The organism is Dietzia sp. CQ4, assembly GCF_014145125.1.
GTDB classification, from domain to species: Bacteria; Actinomycetota; Actinomycetes; order Mycobacteriales; family Mycobacteriaceae; genus Dietzia; species Dietzia natronolimnaea.
In genome coordinates, this window is the sequence record NZ_JAALDZ010000060.1 from 1 (window position 1) to 20,498 (window position 20,498).

Sequence of the window (20,498 nt, forward strand, 5' to 3'; positions counted from 1 at the left end):
ACCAACTCGCCGGACCCGCGGTACCGACAAGCCCTATCTGCCACCTGATCCCGTCGTCGACCTGCCTGGGACCACCGGGAAGCGGTGACCTCTCGAAGGCGGTTCACCCGGTATTTTCCCTTCCTCATCCCTCGGCGAGTTCCCGGAGGATTGCGGATGATCCGCGCGAGTTGACCAGGATCATGGGCAAGCCGCCGCGGTGATCTCTGATGTATTCCGTCGCCGCGTGTTTCGCCGACGCCGCGACGACGACGAACACATCAGCGTTCGAACTGAGCGAGGCTAACTGTTTGCTTCCGACGTGATCGGATGTCGTCCGCACATCGAGTCCCGGGACCAGTCGCCGGAGTACCTGAGCGGCGCGGATGATCGCGGACTCCGTGAGCGAATAGAGCGCCACCACACAGCCTTCGAGGTGGCGGTACGGAGTCGCTGGGTCGTCGCCGACGGCGTCGAATTCAGCTGGAAGGTGGATCTCGAGTTCCTCGGCGATCAATCGAAGACCTTCGATATCCGCCAGGCTGAGGCTGGATCGCACCGGCCGCAGCACATCGAGTGCGCGGTAGAACAACTGTGTCTTCGCTTCGAGCGCGAACGCTCGGGGGCTGGCAGTGGCGACCTGGAGCACATCGACCGTCCAACTCGCCGTGACTGCGGACGTGGCTGCGTGAACGACGTCTTCCGTCCACAGGAGTGCCGAGGTCACAAGGTTCTGCCCCGCGTCGGACGCCGCGAGGTACTCGAGGAGCGCCACGGTCTGCAGACGGATGCCCGAGGTGTTCTTCTGACTGACGGCGAAGCACGCGAGAACGCGTTCGCAAAGTTCGGGGCCCCCTTCACCCGCGAAGAGCGAAGAGTGCGCCGCCATGAACGCGCCGCCGTGGTCCCCGAATCGGGCCAGCGCATCCTCATCCAACGTCGAGAGGCATTCGGCGACCGATGGCGCATCGAGTGGATGCCATTCCGCGGCGGTGCCGAAGTCGACGTGCATGTTCGCGGAATCGTTCGACCTCAGAGCCTGGAACCAACCATGCCACCCGAGGCTGCGTTGCGGGCTCATGTAGTTCTTCAGCCACTCCAGATCGCTTCGGACCACGGCATCGTGGTTCGACGTCTCCGCCCTCAGTCCGGATTTCTCGATAAAGTCAGCCACGTCCGCGACCAGGTGTGAATTCTCCACTTCGCGGAGGCACGCGAGGAGAAGAGCGGCAACCTCGGCCGACGGAGACTCAACGAGACCGCAAGCAATCGCTGAATCGAACTCGCCTTCCATAATGAGTCGGTGGATTTCGTCGGTCGTGGAACGGACCGGTTCGGTGCTGGTAGACGTGGGTTCAGTATCGGCGGAGGTGGAATCGGAGGGGATCAGGGTGCGTAGGCGTTCCGCCAATTCCGGCGAGAGGGCCTGCGCCTGCTCGATCAGCCGCTCCAGGGTGCTCCCCGGAGCGCCTCGCAACAGTGCGAACATGAATTCGACGACGAGCGACTCGTGGGTCCTGGATGCACCCCCCGACGTGAGGGTTCGAAGGCCGGCAGGGATCTGCTCGGCGGCCCGGAGAACCGACTCACCGTCCTCTGTCGAGTCGGCCGACGCCAGATATCGCTCGTAGACCGCGTTCTGCAGAAGGCGGGTGACACCCAGAGGTCGACGCATCAGGAGCACGTGCTCCAAATCCTGGTCGGCGAAAACCGCGTCCGTGTCCCCCAGTGCGGCGTGTACGCGAAGACGGAGAAATGCCAGGTTCGAATAATCGAGGTCAACGTACGACTCGAGCTCGCGAAGGCAGTCGAACGCGACGGTGCCATCTCCGACGCTGATGGCATGGCCCAGGTCGTCGAGGATCTCGACGGTGGTCCGGGGTGAATCGAACTCGGAGCGAGGACGATCCCACAGCAGTCCGGAAAGGGTCCGGAGCGCTTCACGGGTCTCGTCGCGAGCCATCCCGTTTCCGCGTGGCAGCACCTCGAACCGAAGTGGGGGAACGTCGTCCTTCTCGAACATCTTATCGAACGGATCGCCGGGGTGGAGGCGTCCTCTGCTGCGAGGTAGGTCGCTGAATGTCGGTCCCACCCATGCATCCAGGAGTTTCAGTAGTTCCTTTCGCTGACGTGGTGAAGAAGCGAATCCGTACCAGTAGAGTTTCCCGTCGATCGCTCTCGGGAGAAAGCCGACCTGCCCGTTCCTGATCGCATCCTTCCAACTGTCGATGGATGCCAGATAACCGGCCGGCAATGTGGCCGGCTTGATGTCGTTGCCTGTCCCGAAGAACACGTCATCGTCCATTGTCGATGCCTTCGTATAGCGCATTGTATGCGATTCGCGCTTCGGCGATCGCGTGCGGGTCGCTCGTCAACGTCACGCCTTCTGCATTGACCGCTTGGCCGAAGTGGGTGAAATTCATCGACCCCTGGAGATGGAAGCGGTCCCCCAGGATGCCTTTGTCGTGGACCGTGGGGTGGATTCGAACGGTCGGTCGGGAGCCATGAAGGCCGACGTTCTCGAGTCGACGTAGAGCGACGCTGTTGCTGTCGGCATCGCGGGTCAGCACTCGGACGTCGCATCCGCGATCGGCGAGTTCGATCAGCACCTCGGTCAGGCGGATCCTCCTCGAAGGGAGACCGGGCAGGATGGTTTGGAACTGCCCCGCGGTGTTGTCGATCACGTCGATGTCCGAGATCCACGGAGACAACACCCAGAGTTGCCGTGACGGGACGAGAAGTTCCGTGACCAGGAGATTCTGCATCAGGTCAGTGAGGATCCGGGTCTGTCCGCGGCCTGCAGTGGTGACACGCCTCATGCCGACACCTCCGCCAACTCGAGTGTCACGATCACGTTGCCGTTTGCCCGGTGGTCGGTCTCGACGACCCGGGGGAACACGTTGAGGTAGTCGGTGACGACGGGTTCGACACAGAGATCGACTAGCAGGTCGGCGAGTAGGTCGGCTTGCGTGGGAGTGGCGAGGACCTGCACGGTTCCGGTTCGCGCAAGAGTCTCCCTCACACGTTCTCCGACGGCCTCGGTAATCCAGTGCGGTGGATCGCCGGCGTCGACGACCGAGCGCAACACATCCGGAGCCGCAGGCAGAGTCTCGACGAAGGGATTCCACGCGCTGAGCGGTTCGGCTCGGAGTTGCCAACCTCTGGGCCAGAGCATGCTCTGGACCGCATCGATACGTTGACGTTCGTCTATGCCTGCCGTGAAGACCAGTCCCGGATCGAGATCGCCCCGCGACCGCATCAGGTATGCCCATGTCCGTGGTGGGATCTCGACGCCGAGGCGCCGTTCCTCCGCCTTCCATTCGGTCGTGACGGTGGCCAGGGCAATGTCGGTCGCTTCAGTCGATCCGGGCCGTAGTACCCGACTCGCGAGCGACGTCACCACCGAATGCTCGGCTCCGTAGATGCCGGCCTGCCGGAGACCGTCCCGGATCCGTCCGAGTGCATCGACGCGCGTGGCCTGATCGGGTGCTGATCGGTAGTCGTTGACCAGACCGGACCATACGGTGTCGGTCGCCACCATATCGATGATCCGTTGCAGGTGGGTGTCCACCAGTTCGGATGTACCCGGTTGTGTCGCGCGGAGTACGAGTCGGAGGAAACGGCGGGGATCAGGGCGGACCCGTGCAGCGAGGGCCTCGACAAAACCACCGCCGCCGATGGAGGACTCGGTCAGCCAGATCTCACCGATTCGATGCTGTCCGTCCTGGTCGTAACCCGGTTCGACGTCGACGATGATGCTCTCGGGGTCGTGTTCCGGGCAGATCTGTCTGGCGGCGACCAGCGCCGCGTGGCCGAGAGTCGAGAGCGTTCGGTCTCTCACCCATCGCTCGAACGCGGTGGGATCGGGCGACCAATACTGCGTCGCCAGGACGTCGAGTCGGGTGGCTATCACGGGATTCCCCAGGGCTTCCCGGAGTCGGGTGCCCAATCGGGACAGGGTTGCCGACTCCGATTCCACTTCGCTGGACACCCGGAACATGGCGTCGAGAGTCTCGTCGAGCCCCTTATCGAAAGAGTCGTGGATCGCTTCGTATGCTTCGGAGAGGGTGCACTGTTCCCGCACGGCCGTGGTGAGGAGCATGGCTTCCAGACACTGGTGAAGCCAGTCGATTCGGAAACTATTCAGGAAGGTCGACAACTCGGCGTCCGTGAGTAGGACGTGTTTGAACCAGGCGCTGCGTAGGCCGGGAAGAAGATCGTCCGGTATGGACAGATCCACCGGTAGGTGGACTCGGATGCGCAATCCGTCGACCTCGAAGGTCGAGCCGATCGCGGCCGGTTCGCCATGCAATGCGAAGGTCGCATTGCTCCGCTGCTCGTCTCCCCCTTCGAGGAACATCGTCGCAGTCGAACCGACGGCAGCCCGATGAACACTTACGTGGGAGTTCTGGGCATGAAGGAAGAATCGAGCGTCGTCGATCAGACGTCCGACGGGATCGGCATTCGGTGTACGGATACCGAGGCCTGCACCCATCTCTATGAACTGTGAACGCCACTCCATCGTCGCGTTGGACGAATCCTTTACCTCCTCAGGAGGTAGTTCGACCAGCACCTCATCGGGACGAACCACCGTGATGGATGTGAGGTGCCCGTCGACATCTACGGTGCACGGGTCCTCGATCCCGTACTGGCGCAGGAACGTGCTGAGTTCCAAGACCGGGTCAGTCACGCCGAGTGGAATGGGAATCCAATGCCGGTGATCGAGATTGCGGGTTGCGAACCGGCGTGAGACTCGACCGGGCGCGTACTCCCGGAGCATCTGACCAAGTCCAATCGCTTGTAGTTCACGGTCGGTTTCCCGATCGGTCTGCGGTGGCAGGCTGACGATGGTTTCGGGCAGCGAGAGTTCGCTGAAGAGGTTCACAGGGAAGAAGTCGGGTAGGGGGTTGGCCCCCATGAGATCCGCGAACTCTAGTATGGAGGACGGATTGGCCACTCCCCAATTGTGGAGAAGTCGGCGACGCAAGGTGGGGATGGCCTGGAGCATAAGCGACCTGGGCGGATGCCATAGGATCTCATTAGCTTCTGAATCGGAGAGGCCCAGGGCGTCCTGCACCCATAGTCGCAGACTTCGTTGGCGGCTCGGATTGCAGAGCATTTCGGCGAGAATTCGACCGGCCTTTTCTTGAGTCTCCCGACCTGGTTCGGCGAAACTCTTGGCCGGCTTCTGGCCCAGTGCTGTCCAAGCGGTTGTCGTCGGCGGGATACCCTGCTTCCGCAACTGGTTGGTCAGCCAGTCGATCATCGCGATGGTGGCTTGCATACGGAGTACCGCGCGGTTTCGGATAGGCAACACGAGTTCGGGAATGATCGGATCGAACAGTGTGTCCCACGATTCGTACACCGCGCGATCGCGGCCGTAATCGGAGAGCACCACTATCGTGTATGGCCGCATGGTCCGCTTTCGTCCCGCGCGGCCCTTCCTCTGAAGGAAGGGGGCCACCCCGCGGGGAGCCTTGTGTTGGATGACGATCCCGACGTCGGGATCGTCGAAGCCGACTTCGAGCGAGGCTGTCGCGACGATGAGTTGACTGTCCGCCGAGACACCTGAGTCCTGGGAAGTGGTTCTGCTGACGCGTAACCCTTCACCGGTCTTCGCGAACCTGTGGCCGATGATGCTCGGGAGATCCCAGAGTTGACCCGCACGACGCTGACGGCTGACATCGTCGCCGTCGGATCTGGCCCGCACCGAAGCCAGCGGAGGTTTGACCGATTTGGCCTTGCCGTACGCGTATCGCTGGCCTTCGGCATCGAGGAGGTAGGAGAACAGGCGGTTGGTCACGTCGAGGTCGTCCGTGAAGACGAATGCCTTCGTGCCATAGAAACCTGCTGAAATCCGACTGGTCGGCTCATCTTGCACACGCGGGAGGAGCATCGATGTCTGGATGGTGGATGACAGGACAGATGCTCCGCTGGTCGGGTCGCTTCGGAGGGCAAGCAGGTACTCCGCGCCCTCGTATTCGAACTCGTCGGATGCGGGTTCGATGCTGGTGATCAGGTGGTCCTCGACCCCTGTGAGGTTCGCCATGTGCCGGATCGGATTCGTCAGGGTCGCGGAGAGTCCGACGAACGTAATCGGTGCCTGAATCCTGTGATGCCACCGGCGGAGTACGAGGGCGGCCTGCGCGCCTGCGGCTCCGTCGTACGTATGGATCTCATCGAGAAGGATTAGGCGGGGTTTCTTGTCCGCCGGTACGTCGATACCAAGCGGCCGGGATATGTTCAGGTCCGAGAGACCGCGGTTGAGCATCTCTGTCGTGACGAAGAGCAGGTCAGGGGGAGACTTCTGCATCGACTTTCGGGTGAGGACGATCTGGTCCTCAGTGAACGACCGCCGGCATGTGCTGCAGAGCAGATGCTCTATTCCGGCATCGATGTCGTCGTCAGGCCAGACGAGTTCGCCTCCACAAGGGGTGTAACCATCTCCCGGGCAGCGCATTTGCGGTGACGCCATACCGTGGGGTCGCTTGGTCCAGCCACGGTATGGAGTCCGTGCATCTCTCGCGCTGGTGGGGGTACTGCCGTAGAGCGCGCCCACTGTCATCGACCGCCCCCATGACTTCTTCCACACCTGACCCAGTCGGCAGACATGGGCGAAGGCCGTGTCCAACTGGTCCTTGAGGAGTTCGGTGCGGGGATATACCGCGAGTGCTCGCGTCCATGCGGACGCGTCGGAGATGCTGGCGAGATAGCTGAAGGCCGGGAGATAGAACGCATTCGTCTTCCCACTGCCTGTGCCGGCGCCGACCACGGTCGCGGTCGTGGTGCGATTCTCTAGAGAGTTCAGGATGTGCCTCGTGGCCTGAACCTGGAAGCCGCTGAGCAGATCGTGGTTGCCGTCGCGTTGGGTCATTGCGTCGAGGACCTGACGGTAGGCATCGACGGGGCCGTCGACTCCCTCGAGGGCGGTGATCCAGGGTTGATCACGCCTGGGATAGAAACGCGGTCTGCGAGCGTAGCGGAAATCGGCGATCAATTCGGTGCCTGACTGCCAAGCTTGACCAAGGAAGGTCTGCCGGAGCCGAGCCATGAGTCGGATCGTCTCGCCATTTCGCGTGCGCCATCTTCCCGGTGACGCGCTTGAATCGTGTACCAGAAGCGCACGAGCGGTCATGGCCTCGATTACGTCGTCGGCGCTCAGATCCCACTCGTGGCGTGCCAGGAGTTCCTCACTGATCACGTTGCGCAGTTCGTCGGTGCTGAAGCCGCCGTCGACGACGCCCCAGCACAGAAGCGGGTCCTCCAGGGACTCCAGTCGATCCAGGATCCCGGCCAGCAGGGCGGGCGTCATACCAGACGCACCTTGAAACGATCCATGATGCCGAGTCTACGAAGTTTCTCGACGCGCTCAGGAGTGAACCAGGTCAGCGAAATACCGGCTGACGTCTGCGACTCGATGATGCCTTCGGCTATATCTGAATCAACCACCTCGCCGATGCGTTCGCCGCACCGCCGCATGGCCTCGATGGCATCTCTGTAGGTCTTGACAGAACCGCGGCCAGGGACCTTCCTGTTGCGCAGCGCGAACAATTTGCCGTCCGCTGACTCGAATTCTGCGCGAATGTCCTCCACGTCGATGCCGCCGTTTGCCAAAGCTTCCACGAGTTCCTGGTCGATTGCCGGCTGGGGTTGGTTCACATAATCGTCCCAACCAGCCACGACTATGTTCTTCAAGTTCTGAGCGTATTTCTCGGCAGACGCCACACACGCCCTGGCGAAGTCCAGGTCCTCATCTGCTCGCAATCCGGGAAGTCTGACCGCGAGTTCACGGAGTCGCTTGGCGACCTCCACGCCGTTTTCTTCGAGATCTTCAGGGATCTCGACATCGACTTGTTGGAGCTCGACGAGGGCGGCGTTGAGGGCGGCCAGATCCGACAGAGGTGGCCGGGCCAGCCGTTCCCGAAGTTCAGTGAGTTGCCCGGTTCTGACCTTGACCCGGTGTGCGTCGTCGGCGACATCGGCGTGGGCCCGAAGGCTCTGGATGGTGCTCTGCAAACTCATGCTGGGTCCTCCGCTCCGACTTGGTCTTCTCGGGTCACGGGGAGTGGGATCGCATCCGCGATTGCGGCGAGGTCGGTGACAAGTCGGTCGCGAGCCCCCGCGTACTCTCGCTGGACGTCAGAGTCGGAAGTGTTCCGCAGGCTCTGCTTGAGCGACCGCACGGTGTTCCCGGCGAGCCGTAGCCAGGTGCTGACGCGCTGCGCGGGTTTGTCCCAGTCGCCGTTGAGTAGTTGGTATTTTTCTTCGACCGTCAACTGGCCCCACCGGCTGAGTTCCGCAAACTTGGTCTTGACCTTGCGTTCGTCACTCTGGGAGACCGCCTTCGCGGCCGCCTTTAGCGCATCTGGATTGATTCCACCGGGAAGGTCGCCGGCCGTCGCCCGTTCGTAGACCAGGTCGAGAAGTTCCGTGGCCACGGCGTTGAGTTCGCCGCCCAGGTCGGAGAGATTCGGCACGAGCCTCGACGCTTCCTCATACAATGTGTCGACTTCCGCCAATCGGGCCTCGATCACCGAGACCGAGGAGTTGACGAGATCGGGCGTCGAGTCGGGCCATGATACGACTCCAGGCAATGAGCGAATCACCTTCGCAAGTTTGTTCACATCGAGGGCGAGGGGCTTACCGGCGCCCTGGCTGAATGACGCGTGTCGGAGTAGGCGCAATTGGAGTTGAGCACGACTGACGCGGGTTTGCTTGCCGCCGGCGGTCTCATTTAGCAGGAAGTCATGGAGAGAGTGGAGTTTGGGTCTCTCCTCCAGGTCACTCCGTTGTGGGACTGTGGCGAAAAGTGCTCGAATGCGATTTGCCGTGTCGGACTTGAAAGCACTGGGAACTCCGAGTGCTCGTGCGATTTCCAACAGTATGTCGACTAAGCGAACCAATTCGGTATCGTCTGCAGGATTCTCCGGCGGGAGAAGGATTTCGGCGACCCTTGCCTTCCATCGGTCAACGGCATTTTCGGCGAGTCGTTGTAGTCGTTCGCCGTCAGGTACCTCTTCCCAACTGTTTTTGTGGTTCGCCCAGGCGAGCGCCCTGAGTGCTCGTAGCGTTTCGAGATCAGTCCGGTCGATTGGAAGGACTGCGTCGGCGAGTTTCTGCTCCGATAACTCGACCGATTTCGCATCGAACCCAGGTGTCAGCAGCTTGTCGTTTCGCCAGAGGCTGTCGCCACCGTAGCCGTCTTCGAATAAGAGTCGTTGCCGAATCGTTTGGTAGACAATATTTCGCAGTTCGTTTCTATCGCTCTGTTGGATGTTGCCGGTTGCGCCCCATCGGTCGACCGCCCGCACGAGTTGCGGATCCAGGTCGACCGCTCGCGGGGTTCGTTTCGGGTTCGGAGTCGGGGCGGGTGACGGGGGTCGGGGTTCGGTGATCTGCGAGGGGCGTCCGGAGGTCGGCCGTGCACCTGCACGGTTGAGATTCTCGATCGGCGGGATGGAGAAGGCTTCATGAATAGTTGGCGCGAGATTCTCGGCGCCTTCTCCCGTGCCCCAGAAACGAACCAATCGCAGGCGTCGTTCGGAGAGTTCCTCGTTCCCCGGTGACCGCAACTTGACCTGTTCCTCGATATTGGACAACCGATCAGTTGCGCCGGCGCGGAACTCGATGGCGAAGCGCTCACTCGGGAATCGGCCATTCTCGATCTCGACCTGCTCGTGAAGCAGGACTGGCCGAAGTGCACGAGTCAGGACTGTGCGGGCGACGAAATCTCCGTCGGATGACTGGCTTCCGATAGCCCGATCGAGGGCGACCGAGTTGAAGGGAAAGAGTCCGTACCCGTCCGCCTGGCCGAACGCGGAGTGGCACTCCGCGTTCACAGGGCATTGCTCGCAGGCGTTCGGGAGGGGGTCCCCGTGCGCGTGGGCACCTTCCAGATGTGTTGCGCCGACCCGAACGGCATTCAGGTACCTGGAAGCGAATCCTGCAGGATCGAACGAGACGTCTGTTCCCTTTGGCAACTCCAGGTCAAACACTTTATACGTGCGTGTGTACACGGTTTCTGGCATCTGATTGACGAAGTAACCACTCGTCACTGCCATAACGACCCTCATTGGACAGAGTCTGTGGCTTTCGGTCGAGATGAGCGTGATGGCATCGATTAGTCCGCCCTGGATTCCCTGGAAGATTGAGAAATCCTCGATGAGCAATAGGAGTTCGAGACCTTGCTCATGCATGTCTACGCGAACGTCAGTGAGGATTTGCTTGAGATCGTCACCACCGATGCCGAAGACCTCGCTCACGGATGGACCGAGTTGCTCGCTGATCATTTTGGCTGCGAGTTCGCGGAGTGATCGTTCACTCGTCAGTGCGGCGGCGACTTCTCGTGCAGCGTGGCCCGCTCTGTTAACGTCGTCAACCGGGAGGTTCAGGTCGTCGGCAGTGAAGCCGAAGGCGTTTTCCTTGTCTTCAATGCCCTTCCCTGAGAGTTTTTCCCTGACTAGGCGCGCAATAGGGCCATTCTGGTTCAATAGGCGAGTTCTGAACACATCGTCGCCGAAAAGTGCAGGGAGGCCACTCGGTGAGGCCAGGTAGGTGCGGAGTTCGATCTCGTCCGGAGACCCGTCGTTACGAATACCGCGGGTTTCGATATTGACGGCGAGTGCGTTCCGGAGTTTCAGTTGTGCGGTTCTCTCGTCCGCGGCGGCGTCTACCGCGGTGGCGACTCTCGATCGGAGTTCGTCCGCACGTTCCCCACTTGCGTGTTCGAGTATCAGTTCGAGAATTCCACGAAGCGACATACGGTGCTTCGGGACGAAAATGAGTCGAGTGGTATCGTTAATTTCAAGGTTCGTGCGAAGCCACCGTATGAGATGCGACTTCCCGGTGCCTGATTTCCCGAGGATAGGAATTATCGGCAGGTCGGCTGGTTGTGCCTGCACGGCTTTCAGCAGGCTTCGTTCGTCGACGACGGAGGCTCTGCCACCCTTGTCAACATGGTCTCGCTGGGCGATCGGAATTGTGGTGTGCGTTGCCAGGAAGACGGCGTCGCTGGTGCTCTCCGCCTCGACCGGGATGATGCTGGACGTCTGCTGTGCATCCCAGCAGGCTGCTGGAAGCGCTCCGCGCCAACTCACTTCGGACCTCCTGGCATAACGATGGCGTGGGTTGTTCGCGAATCCTCGAAGCGGGACAAGCGGATTCCCTGGGCGTCAGGAAGTGTTTCGAACTGGATCAGCCCGCGTTCTTCAAGGATCCGCAACGCCTGGCCGACGGAACTGTCGGCGCAGTTGGAGAGTATCCCCGGATCTGGATCGCTTCCGAGGAGGGATGTCAGCCCGGAACGCATAGAACCGCCATGGAGGACAGGAATCGCACGACCGATGAGTTCCAGGAGTTCATGGATCGGGATCCGCGCGTCGGGTAGGTCCCGGAGTGAGTCTTCGATTGCGGTAACTGGTAGAGGAACGACACCGGACGCATCCTTCATGATCGAGGGGGTGGCCAGACCCAGAGCGACTATCCAGCGGGATGCCGCCAGCCAGCGCGTGTCATTTACTATCGGCCACGATTCACGTTCCGACGTGTTTAGTTGATCCGCTTGGAGTTCCTGCAAGTTGTCCGTCCAGGATAGTGGTTGTCCGAGAGCGTCCTGCGCCATTGCCCAGGTGAGAGCCCTGTTGAGATCCCGAGCACCATACGTATGACCCTCGCCGGGTTGTGTCGCCCAGATATCGCCATCACGTTCGAGATCAAACACGCGGGTCTGAAGGAGTCGCCGAAACTCTGCGCGGTCGAACGGGGATTTCGGTGTCGGGACCAGTGAACTCAACGAAAGTGTGCCGTCGGATCCCTTGTCGATCACACCTATCGCCCTGAGGGAGGACAGCGTGTTGGTGACTCCGCTCGCGGCGTCGGCACCGGGGTTGAGGCCTTCCGGTTTGAATGTCTCGATGAGATCGTCCTCGGTGAGTGAACGTCGAGATTCGAACAGGTAGTTCACGATGGCACGGCCGAGTCCCGGCAGCGTACGTGGAGGATTGAGTACGGCCATCACATTCTCCTTAGAAAGTCAGAAAGCATAGAGAACGGGACACGAATGGACTTCACCGTTTGATCGGAATACTGCGGGTCTGGCGTGTCTTCCGGAAGCACCACGATTCGAAGCGACCCCGTCTCGCCGGCGATCCAACTCAATTGGGGAGGATCGGTGGAATCCAGGAGGATCAAGGTCGGAATCGGAAAAGATCGAGGAGGGCCCCCAGAGACCCGATCGATGGCGACCAACCCTTCGGGGGCATGCCGGCCCGCTTCTGCAACAGCAGGCAGTCTGAAATAACTCTCGGAAGCGAGAATTCCCCGGATTCCGTGTGTCACCGATTTTGTGATGAGTTCGGCGAGGCGTATTCGGAGTTCCCCTTCGCGGTATGGAACGACCAGGGTCAGACTGTCGCCGGCCATAGCGACGAGAGTGCTGCTCACCCGGAGGTGTAGTTGTGGGATTAATGCCTCCTGGACGATGGGGCGTGCGGCTCTGAAGGAAGTGATGTGTTTGTGTCCCCTGGCCGGACAGCCAGAACATGCTGGGGCGACGGCGAGGCTGGCGTGCATCGGACCTATGTCGTCGTAGGCATACTCCTCGCTAAGGATTTTCCCCCAGCATTCTTCCAAATTAAACATTCGCTCTATACGGGATTGTGAAGCGGATTCGGACGCACGAATCTCCCTCCGAACGATGTCGACCGCACTGGATACAGTTGCCTGATCAAGATTGGTGATTTCGGGACGGATTCGCACGGTCGCGTGCTTCACATAGGCCGCCCATGCCTCTTCGACTCGCCTCTGCCAATCGGCATCGGGTTCTCCCTTGAGACGCTCCACAGTGGGCGGTGGGGTGTCGACGATGTCGAGGACCCCGGAACGTTGAAGGAGGACCAACGTGTTGCGGTTCCACAACTGGTTGCTTTCAGAGGCATAGTCGAGCCATTGAGGTACGACTTCAGTGTTTAGAACTAGCTCGCGATTCGACGGGTCAGCTGAGACGGCCGCTGACCGCATAGCGTCCCAGCGCCCCCAACTCTTTTCGTGGGTGAGGACGGTCGTGTTTTCGATCTCGCGCCCTTCACGAATATCGGTGGTGCCTGGAATCCAAACTGACAAGGCCGCGTGTCCATCTCGGCCACCACGGCCGACTTCTTGGTAGAAGCGGTCGACGGAGGCGGGCACACAGGCATGGATTACCGTGCGCACGTCGCTCTGGTCCACACCGAGACCGAACGCGCTCGTGCCCACGATCACGTCGACAGACGTCGGTCCATCATCACCCGACCAGGCGCGGAGAATTGCCGACCGGTCGCTCGTTTTCGTGCCTCCGTGAAAAATCGCCGTACGGCCGAAACCTGCTTCCCGAAGTCGACTGGCTATCAGTTCGGCCGATTCTTTTCGGGTCGTGTAGATGATCGCTGGCCGAGGAAGGTGGAACAGCGCTTCTATCACTCGGTCAATTCGTACCTCGTCGTCTACGGGGGGTGCGAAGAAATATCGCAGTTCAGTTCGTAGGTAGGACGATCCGACGAATAGTGACGGACCGGGCCCGGCGAAAAGTTCCTCATTCAACAGCAGACTTTGACGCGATAGGGTAGCCGTGAGAAGTTCGACAAGTGGGGGGTTGACGCCTTGGGGGAGTGCGGCCTCCCGCAACTTGGCGATCAGCGACGCGAGTACCTGGAACTCGGCGCGGAAACTGAGTCCCCACATCCGAACAAGATGGGCTTCGTCGATGACTATGTGGCTCAGTTCGCCCTTGGCTGCCAGTTGTCGAAGTGTCTGGGCCAATCCAGTGACGAAAGCCTCAGGCGAAGTGAAGAGGACTTTTTGCTCGCCTTGTCGTAATCGTTCTCTTATTGCCGCCTTTTCATTTTCGCTGCGGTCGCCGTAATAGGCCAGTTCCGGAGGAAGGTCTTGATTCGGGAATCGCTTATGGATCTGGCGTTCCTGATCGAGGGCGAGGGCGATGGTGGGGACCACCACCACGGTCACCCCAGAGCGACGGAGCAAGCCTGGGGCGATTCCCACTAGGGACTTGCCGGTGCCGGTGGGGAGTACTACGTGGAGAGTCGCGCCTGCAGGGGCTAGAGCAGCGGTTCGGATTGCGCTTGCCTGACTGCGGGACCGATAAGTATGAATGCCGGCGATTGCGGTAACTGCGGGGTCGGCCGGCACGTCCATTTCGTATCTGGCGGAAGTGGACACCTCACCTTCGGGGACCCTGAAATCGTCCGGGCTAGTACAGGCCAGATCAATCCAGCGAGCGTCACCTTGGAGCCACTGTGGCGTCCAATCGTCCGCGAGTGCGATGAGATGCTCGTCGAGTCCGAATTTGGTTACTTCGAGGTTCGCACGTCGAAGGGTTTCGACCGAGACACCCCTTTTGCCGAGTGGGAGACTGATCAAACTCTTCGGTATGCCGGAGGTTCCACGACGGTGTCGTAAGACCTGTCCGAGAAGAGCAGCGATGTCCCCCGCGATCGTGGTCCCCGGTACCTTCGAGAACCACGCGTCAACAAGGCGGCGGTGTGGACCAGTGAGTTGTTCCCACCGGTCGATGTCTCCGGCCAGATGCCCTATCAGCAGGTCCCATTGGTCGGTCATCACAACCCCAAGGATCGGCCGGACAGGATTACAATGCCTGTGCCATCCAATCTGAGTGAGGGCGCCGCAACCGCTGCGGACATTGCGCGTGCTATAAGTTCCTCCCGTTGGAGTTCCTCTTCCAAGCGGACAAGTTCTGATCCTGTTGCACGGTCAGTTCGGAGGCGGAGTTGAGAAATCCGTGTTTCCGCGTCGCGGCGCGCGATTTCGGAAGCCTGCTGGACCGCCGTATGGACGTCATCCCGCTCGCTGATTATTTTTCGCGCTCGATGATCTGCAGTTCGCCACGATTCACCCCAACTACTCTCGGGGATGATTTCGTAGGCCTCTGTGATTCTCTTTCGATTGAGCGCGTAGTCGCCGCTGTCACACTCCGGACTGGGCTTTCTATACGGTGCTGAAAGTGCGTCTAGGTGCGTAGTCTCAGTCAGTTCACGTCCATCATCCGTCATCCAGATGCTGACGATGATGGGAGGGAATATCCCGTCCGCTCGCCTCGCTAATGCGCGCGAATCGAATCGTGAGCTGGCCTTCGTGAGGCGACCACGAGGGTCGCTTGGTGAAGTGACTTCAAGTGGGTTCGCCTCCACGGCGTAGTCGAATCGGTACACGGGAGTGTCTTCATGTTTCCATCTTCGAATCCATCGCCACATTCCGAATGCTCTGCCCCGGTCGTCGTGCCAGAGGAAGTCGCTCACGGCGTCGACAAAGGCGTCTCCGTATCTGTAAAGGTGGACGTCGGGACGCTTCAGCGCTACCTCCCTCATATACGTCCCGACATGCCCTTGAAGCGGGGAGAAGTCTCTCACCAGGCGAGAAGCAGGAATGAGCGGAATCTCGGTCTGCCTCCCTGGATTGCGGCGGAGCACCTCGTAACTGCCTAAGCCACTTCTAGGATCGCCCTTCCGATCAAACCTGAGGTTGCCTGCCACGTTGTGTGCCGCCAGTAGGTCGTCGCTGACCTTCGCAAAGTCTGGTGCCTGTGCTTCGACCTCTGCGACACGTGAGTACACGGAGCGCTCTACGGTATTCGCCTCCAGGCTGTCGAGCGCGTCCTGTTCGCGAACACGCTCTACCTCCGAGGCGAGCATTTCCCGAACCTTCGCCACTGCGGAGTCGATGCCTGCCAGGCCCATCTGCAACAGGATTCGCCATGCTTCATCGGTCGCGCTGTCGACGGCATGCTGGAGGCTGGCGACCGAACTGTCGAAAATCCCGAAACCGTCTCTGAGGATATGTTCCCAGGCGCCGGCAAATGAGAAGGAAGCGTCTTCCGAAGCGACATATGACCGCCAGGTCCCAGCCCCCTGCGGGGACCAGCGGTCGCAGCGTCCGATTCGTTGCTCCAGGCGATTGGCCGAAGTTGGAAGTCCCAGATGTACCAGCACGTCGGCGAACTGGAGATTTCTCCCCTCCTCCGCCGACGAATCTGCAATCAGTATTCCGGCCCGTCGGCACATCTCGAATGAACGGACCGCATCGTCGTTCTCGGTGCTGGTTTGCGTGGTGACATGGCGGAAGACGACTGAGGAACCGACGAAATCCACGAGTTCCTCGGCCACTTCGACCGCAAGGTCAGCAGTGGGGCAGAAGACGACCGCACGCTCCTTGGAGGTCATCAAATCGCTGAGTTGTTCGGCGAACGGTCGACTCACGCTAGTCCGGCGGTTCAGATAAAGCATGGTCTGCTCAATTCGTTCGAGCGAAGCAAACTCTTCTTTGCCCACAGATGCAGCAGACCGACGGCGAGCCCATTCTTGGAATGCGCTCGGGTCCAACCCGACTGAAGTGGCGTCGGCGAATGATCGAGCAGCGTCCGTCATCGCGCAGCGATCGCCTTCGGTTGCCGCAAGTGCCTGTTCCCGCCATCTGTCGAGTTCGTCGGCCACGTCACTACGTGTGTTCGACTCCAACCGGATAGCCTCAGGTCTGCGACGGCCGGCGACTCGGTATGTGCCTTCCAGCGCCGTTGTACGGCGGGTGCGGAGCATCCGTCGATTGACACGGTACACCTCGGATACATGGGAGCGAAGCGCTTGGATCAGCGTCGTCGTCTGCTTCCTGTCCTCCCCGGCAAGAGAGTCTCGGGTGCGGCTTACGAGATCCTTGACGTCGGGGTCGTCGGGGAACGCCGCCTCGATTTCCGTCAGTCGCGCCTTCAGCAGGACCCCGGGGAGGCCCGGTTGGAGACCCAGAAACACACGTCCCAAACTCGCCCGCGATTCGAGCCTGGACCGGAGTTGGATGGCCGTGGTGTCCGCGTGGAGAGCTGGGTCGAGCAACTTGAGCATGGCTAGAAACGCGTCCTCGTTGTGAAGTGCCGGTGTCGCTGAAAGAAGCAGCAAACGAGGGCTCTCGAGAGCGATCTTTCGGAGTGTCTCGAATCGCCCTCTGAGGGCACGATCCCGACTGACGGCCAACCTGGTCAGGTTGTGAGCCTCGTCCACCACCAGTAGGTCCGCCTGGCGCCATGTCGATGGTTCATCGTCCCGACTGAACGCAAGGTTTGCATCGGGGAAGTCTTGCACACGGAATTTCTGAGTCAGCTCCCTCCTCCACTGTTCCACCAGGAACGGTGGAAGGACAAACTGGACACGAAGGCCGGGATCATCCAACAGCAGTTGCCGGATGATGATTCCTGCTTCGATGGTCTTCCCCAGGCCAACCTCATCTGCGAGGAGGTAGCGCTGGACCGGGTCTTGGAGAACCCGCCAGGCCGTTTCGACCTGATGGGCATGTAATTCAACGCAACTCGACAGCACCGCCCGCATACCGTGTGCGGCAGAGCGTTGCTGAAGAATCCGCTGCAAGAATGGTAGGCGGAGTTCCGCGAGCATTGGAGATTCCAGCAGGCCGGCCTCAGCGAAACCGACCGGATCACCAAGCGGTCTGTTCCACCGGACGTAGAGTAGTTCTTCTGGGACGAATCCTTCCCATTCGTGGCCCCGAACGTAGATGTCATTGTGTTTGCTCGTCTCGAGAATCCGTCCGGAGCGCCAGTGATCGTTGGTGTCGACCCAGAAGACACGATGCTCGTGAGACAGTCTGAAGCGACGGACGCTCGTCTTCGGAACCGCCTCGCGGTAGCGTTTGGAGACGGCGAGGCCAGGTGAATCGAAGAACTCAAGGACGACCATGTCTCCTTCGGTTGCCACCAACTTACCTGGTCCGAGGTCGTTCGCCGAGGACTCGAGTAGGTCCCCGGCCTTGAGTGGCCGCAGTCTTGGTCGCTCGATGCCCGACTCGGATGGCGGCGCGGATTGCTTCTTCCGAGGCTTGCGTGCCTCGCGTCGCCGAGGAGGCTCCGAGGCCAGGTCGTCTATGTCGCGAGATCCACGGCAACTGGGAAATCGGGTGCACCCCCAGAACGCTTCACCCGCGTTACGTCCGCGGGTGGAGAACTTCAGGTCCATCGGAGAACCACATAGTGGGCACATCACATCGGTTGTCATGCCGCTCCCCGGATCGCTCTCACTTGACGCACGTTAATAAAGATTACTCCAGCATGTCGCCGAATCCCCTAATCCATGCATAAACGCTGTTCAGCAGGACTGTGCCATAGGCAGAACACTTTGGACCGTCGGCAGAATGCATCGTGGTCCTGATGCTCACACGACCGACCGAGGTCGTGGAATCTTGTGTGATCGGTCCCGGGAAACCGGCCCTTCCGGTTCGAGAGTGCGTTGATCCCGTTCTGGAATTGTCCGGAGTGAATTAGTGACCGCAAGATGTAGTCCTTGAGGTTGCGGAAGCCTGGGGCGAATCCGCTGAAGTGCTCAAGGCGTCCGTTTATTGCCTCGACGGGCCATTGGAGGCGCCGACGTCGAAGCAAGCGAGGATCTCGCGGTGGCGCTTCCGGAGTAATAGGCCGAACTTTGCGAACTCTGGGAGTTCTTTCGGTACACCTGCCCTGATCAAGCGCAGTAGCTTGTACATCGCGATCTTGCCGCCCCGTCGCCGAAGCTGCTCGTAGGCGTTGATCAGTCCCTGGTACAGGCGGTAGGTGACTTCCACCGCGGCGTGAGCGTCGTGGGCGACGAATGCCTTCCACAGTCGGTTATTCTGCCTCTCGGTCAGCAGTTCCCGCAGGGCGACCAGGGTGCGGCGGACCGTGTACAGCGGGTCCCCGGTGCGGCCCTGGTGCCCGGTGGTTGCCTGCTGGACGAGTTGGCGGCTCGCGGCGAGCGTGTCGGCCGCGAGGTGGACGACGTGAAGCGGGTCCATCACCGTCCGCGCTGCGGGCACCGCGCTCGCGGCGGCGGCGTGGTCGCCGGCGAACCCGACCATCGTCACCATTCGAACCCTTTAGCGATACACCTGACCAAGGGCGTCGAGCCAGTCGGTGAGCACCGTGGCCGAGCGGCCGGGGACCATGTCCAACAGCCGGCCGGTGCCGTCCACGACCAGTGTGAGGTCGACAAGGAGGGTGACGAACGAGTTGCTGCCCTCGCCGCGGACTTGCTTCCACTAGTGCTCATCGACTCCGAGAACGCTGACGCCGTCGAAGTGCCCTGGCTGGTCGTAGATCATGGTGCGAATCTTCGATACCACAGGTAATTAACTGGATCCCATCCTAACCCGAAGGCCTTGGCCACTGCCGAGATGCTGGTGTGGTCGACCGCCACACGCTGCAAGATTCACCGTGCGCAGCGGCGGGTCGTCTTGGCCCGCGGCTCGGCCAACGCGGGCAGGCGTTGCTGGAAGATCCTCGTGCCGCACTCGGCGTTGTCGCGGTTGAAGCGCGGCACCCGCACGTGCAGTCGGGTGGGGTGGCCGATGATCGGCAGGTCCGTGGTTCTCCGCTCGACGTGGTCCCGCAGCCGACCTGCGACACCGCAGTCGACGCGGACCGGATCTAGTGCGACCGAGCCTCAAAATAGGTGCGTGAACTCGTCGGCCACGGCGGCGTCGGTGATCGTCACCCGCAGTTCGACGGTCCGGTAAATGGTGTCGGCAAGAAAGCTGGCGGTAGCGTTCAAGACGGGTCCTGGGGCGTTCGATGCGAGGCGTGGAAATCTGCGTCTCTACACGCCCCAAAACCCCTCGTTTGCGCCTCACCGCGTCAGTTGCGAGCCCCGCTACGCACTCCAGATCCGGAAGGGCAGAAAAATGATGCCCAGCGCATGAACTCCAAGTCCCCGGCCGGCCGGCGATTTTCGGCCTCGAGGGGCTTGATCTCCGCGCTCTCCTCGGTGCTGATGCCAGGGCGAGTTCCGGGTTCGATGTCGGCCTGCACAACCCACCCCGGACAGTCTCCTTGCCGAGCCCAGACGGCGGCCCACCTGGTCACAGCAGGCCATCAGCGACGCGTACTCATCGGGGTGCTCGGTCACCATCCACAGCGCCCGCTCCTTGACCGCGGAATCGATCCACTTCGGCATACAACCATCCTCCTCGACTCGAAGAATAGGCGGAGGGAAACCCGGGGCGGTTCAAGGAGCGTCAACGCCCTCATGGAGTCCACGATCGGGATCTACAAGACCGAACTGATCGACCTGGAAACCGCCCAAAAGCGGACTGGCTGTCATGAGGTCGAACGCGAAACAGTCGACTGGGTGAAGTGGTTCAACGACGAGCGACTGCACTCGGCGATCGACTATCGAGAACCCATCGAATATGAGGAGATATGAAGTTCAAACCAGGCAACAAAACCTCAGGCCGCCGAATTCAGCAAAAACCCTCCGAAAGATCCAGTTCGGTTTAACCCCTGTATCTTGTGCCTCGCCGCGTCGCCCGCGACCCTCAGTTACGCACTCCGGATCCGGAAGGGCCGCTTTGCTCTTTCTTTCCATATCATCACCAACCGCGACGTGCCGTACACACACGGCGGAAGGAGCCTATAAGCGAGTGGCTCCACGGATAACGGGCTCTTCCGGATCCGGAGTGCGTAGTGGGGGTTCCGTGGGGTA

General features: G+C 60.8%; 9 protein-coding genes and 1 pseudogene. 1 reads left to right on the plus strand and 9 read right to left on the minus strand.

All coding sequences use genetic code 11. The features are described from left to right. Positions 1-124: 124 nt before the first annotated feature. The 9 genes and pseudogenes from dpdD to G6031_RS04295 all read right to left on the minus strand — a co-directional run. Positions 125-2,284, minus strand: a complete 2,160-nt coding sequence (gene dpdD, locus G6031_RS04255) for a protein DpdD (RefSeq protein ID WP_182652546.1) — start codon at positions 2,282-2,284, stop codon at positions 125-127. After that, positions 2,274-2,798 carry a phospholipase D-like domain-containing protein DpdK gene (gene dpdK / locus G6031_RS04260; RefSeq protein ID WP_182652547.1) on the minus strand — a complete coding sequence of 175 codons (525 nt, stop codon included), beginning with the start codon at positions 2,796-2,798 and terminating at the stop codon, positions 2,274-2,276. The genes dpdD and dpdK overlap by 11 nt, the downstream gene beginning before the upstream one ends. Next, entirely contained in the window at positions 2,795-7,291 is a 4,497-nt protein-coding gene (dpdJ, locus tag G6031_RS04265) for a protein DpdJ (RefSeq protein WP_182652548.1), read from the minus strand. The genes dpdK and dpdJ overlap by 4 nt, the downstream gene beginning before the upstream one ends. Then, positions 7,288-8,001, minus strand: coding sequence for a hypothetical protein (locus G6031_RS04270; protein ID WP_182652549.1), 714 nt, complete (start codon positions 7,999-8,001; stop codon positions 7,288-7,290). Before G6031_RS04270 ends, dpdJ begins: the two co-directional genes overlap by 4 nt. Then, positions 7,998-11,075, minus strand: a complete 3,078-nt coding sequence (dpdH, locus tag G6031_RS04275) for a protein DpdH (protein WP_182652550.1) — start codon at positions 11,073-11,075, stop codon at positions 7,998-8,000. Before dpdH ends, G6031_RS04270 begins: the two co-directional genes overlap by 4 nt. Then, a complete protein-coding gene (gene dpdG / locus G6031_RS04280; RefSeq protein WP_182652551.1) occupies positions 11,072-11,992 on the minus strand; it encodes a protein DpdG in 921 nt (306 codons plus the stop codon). Before dpdG ends, dpdH begins: the two co-directional genes overlap by 4 nt. After that, positions 11,992-14,589 carry a protein DpdF gene (dpdF, locus tag G6031_RS04285; protein WP_277820062.1) on the minus strand — a complete coding sequence of 866 codons (2,598 nt, stop codon included), beginning with the start codon at positions 14,587-14,589 and terminating at the stop codon, positions 11,992-11,994. Before dpdF ends, dpdG begins: the two co-directional genes overlap by 1 nt. Next, a complete protein-coding gene (dpdE, locus tag G6031_RS04290; RefSeq protein WP_347238437.1) occupies positions 14,589-18,041 on the minus strand; it encodes a protein DpdE in 3,453 nt (1,150 codons plus the stop codon). Before dpdE ends, dpdF begins: the two co-directional genes overlap by 1 nt. Before the next feature lie 224 nt (positions 18,042-18,265). Beyond that, positions 18,266-19,568, minus strand: a pseudogene (locus G6031_RS04295) (ISL3 family transposase); the annotation flags it as partial. A 243-nt stretch (positions 19,569-19,811) separates the two neighbouring features. On the opposite strand from G6031_RS04295, the gene G6031_RS19065 reads away from it, so the two are divergent. Then, entirely contained in the window at positions 19,812-20,219 is a 408-nt protein-coding gene (locus G6031_RS19065) for an integrase core domain-containing protein (RefSeq protein WP_277820063.1), read from the plus strand. Positions 20,220-20,498: the final 279 nt, after the last annotated feature.

Coding starts and splice junctions, on each gene's coding strand:
- dpdD (WP_182652546.1), bottom strand. CDS start 2,284: ATGGACGATGACGTGTTCTTCGGGACAGGCAACGACATCAAGCCGGCC.
- dpdK (WP_182652547.1), bottom strand. CDS start 2,798: ATGAGGCGTGTCACCACTGCAGGCCGCGGACAGACCCGGATCCTCACT.
- dpdJ (WP_182652548.1), bottom strand. CDS start 7,291: ATGACGCCCGCCCTGCTGGCCGGGATCCTGGATCGACTGGAGTCCCTG.
- G6031_RS04270 (WP_182652549.1), bottom strand. CDS start 8,001: ATGAGTTTGCAGAGCACCATCCAGAGCCTTCGGGCCCACGCCGATGTC.
- dpdG (WP_182652551.1), bottom strand. CDS start 11,992: ATGGCCGTACTCAATCCTCCACGTACGCTGCCGGGACTCGGCCGTGCC.
- dpdF (WP_277820062.1), bottom strand. CDS start 14,589: ATGACCGACCAATGGGACCTGCTGATAGGGCATCTGGCCGGAGACATC.
- dpdE (WP_347238437.1), bottom strand. CDS start 18,041: ATGACAACCGATGTGATGTGCCCACTATGTGGTTCTCCGATGGACCTG.
- G6031_RS19065 (WP_277820063.1), top strand. CDS start 19,812: ATGTCGGCCTGCACAACCCACCCCGGACAGTCTCCTTGCCGAGCCCAG.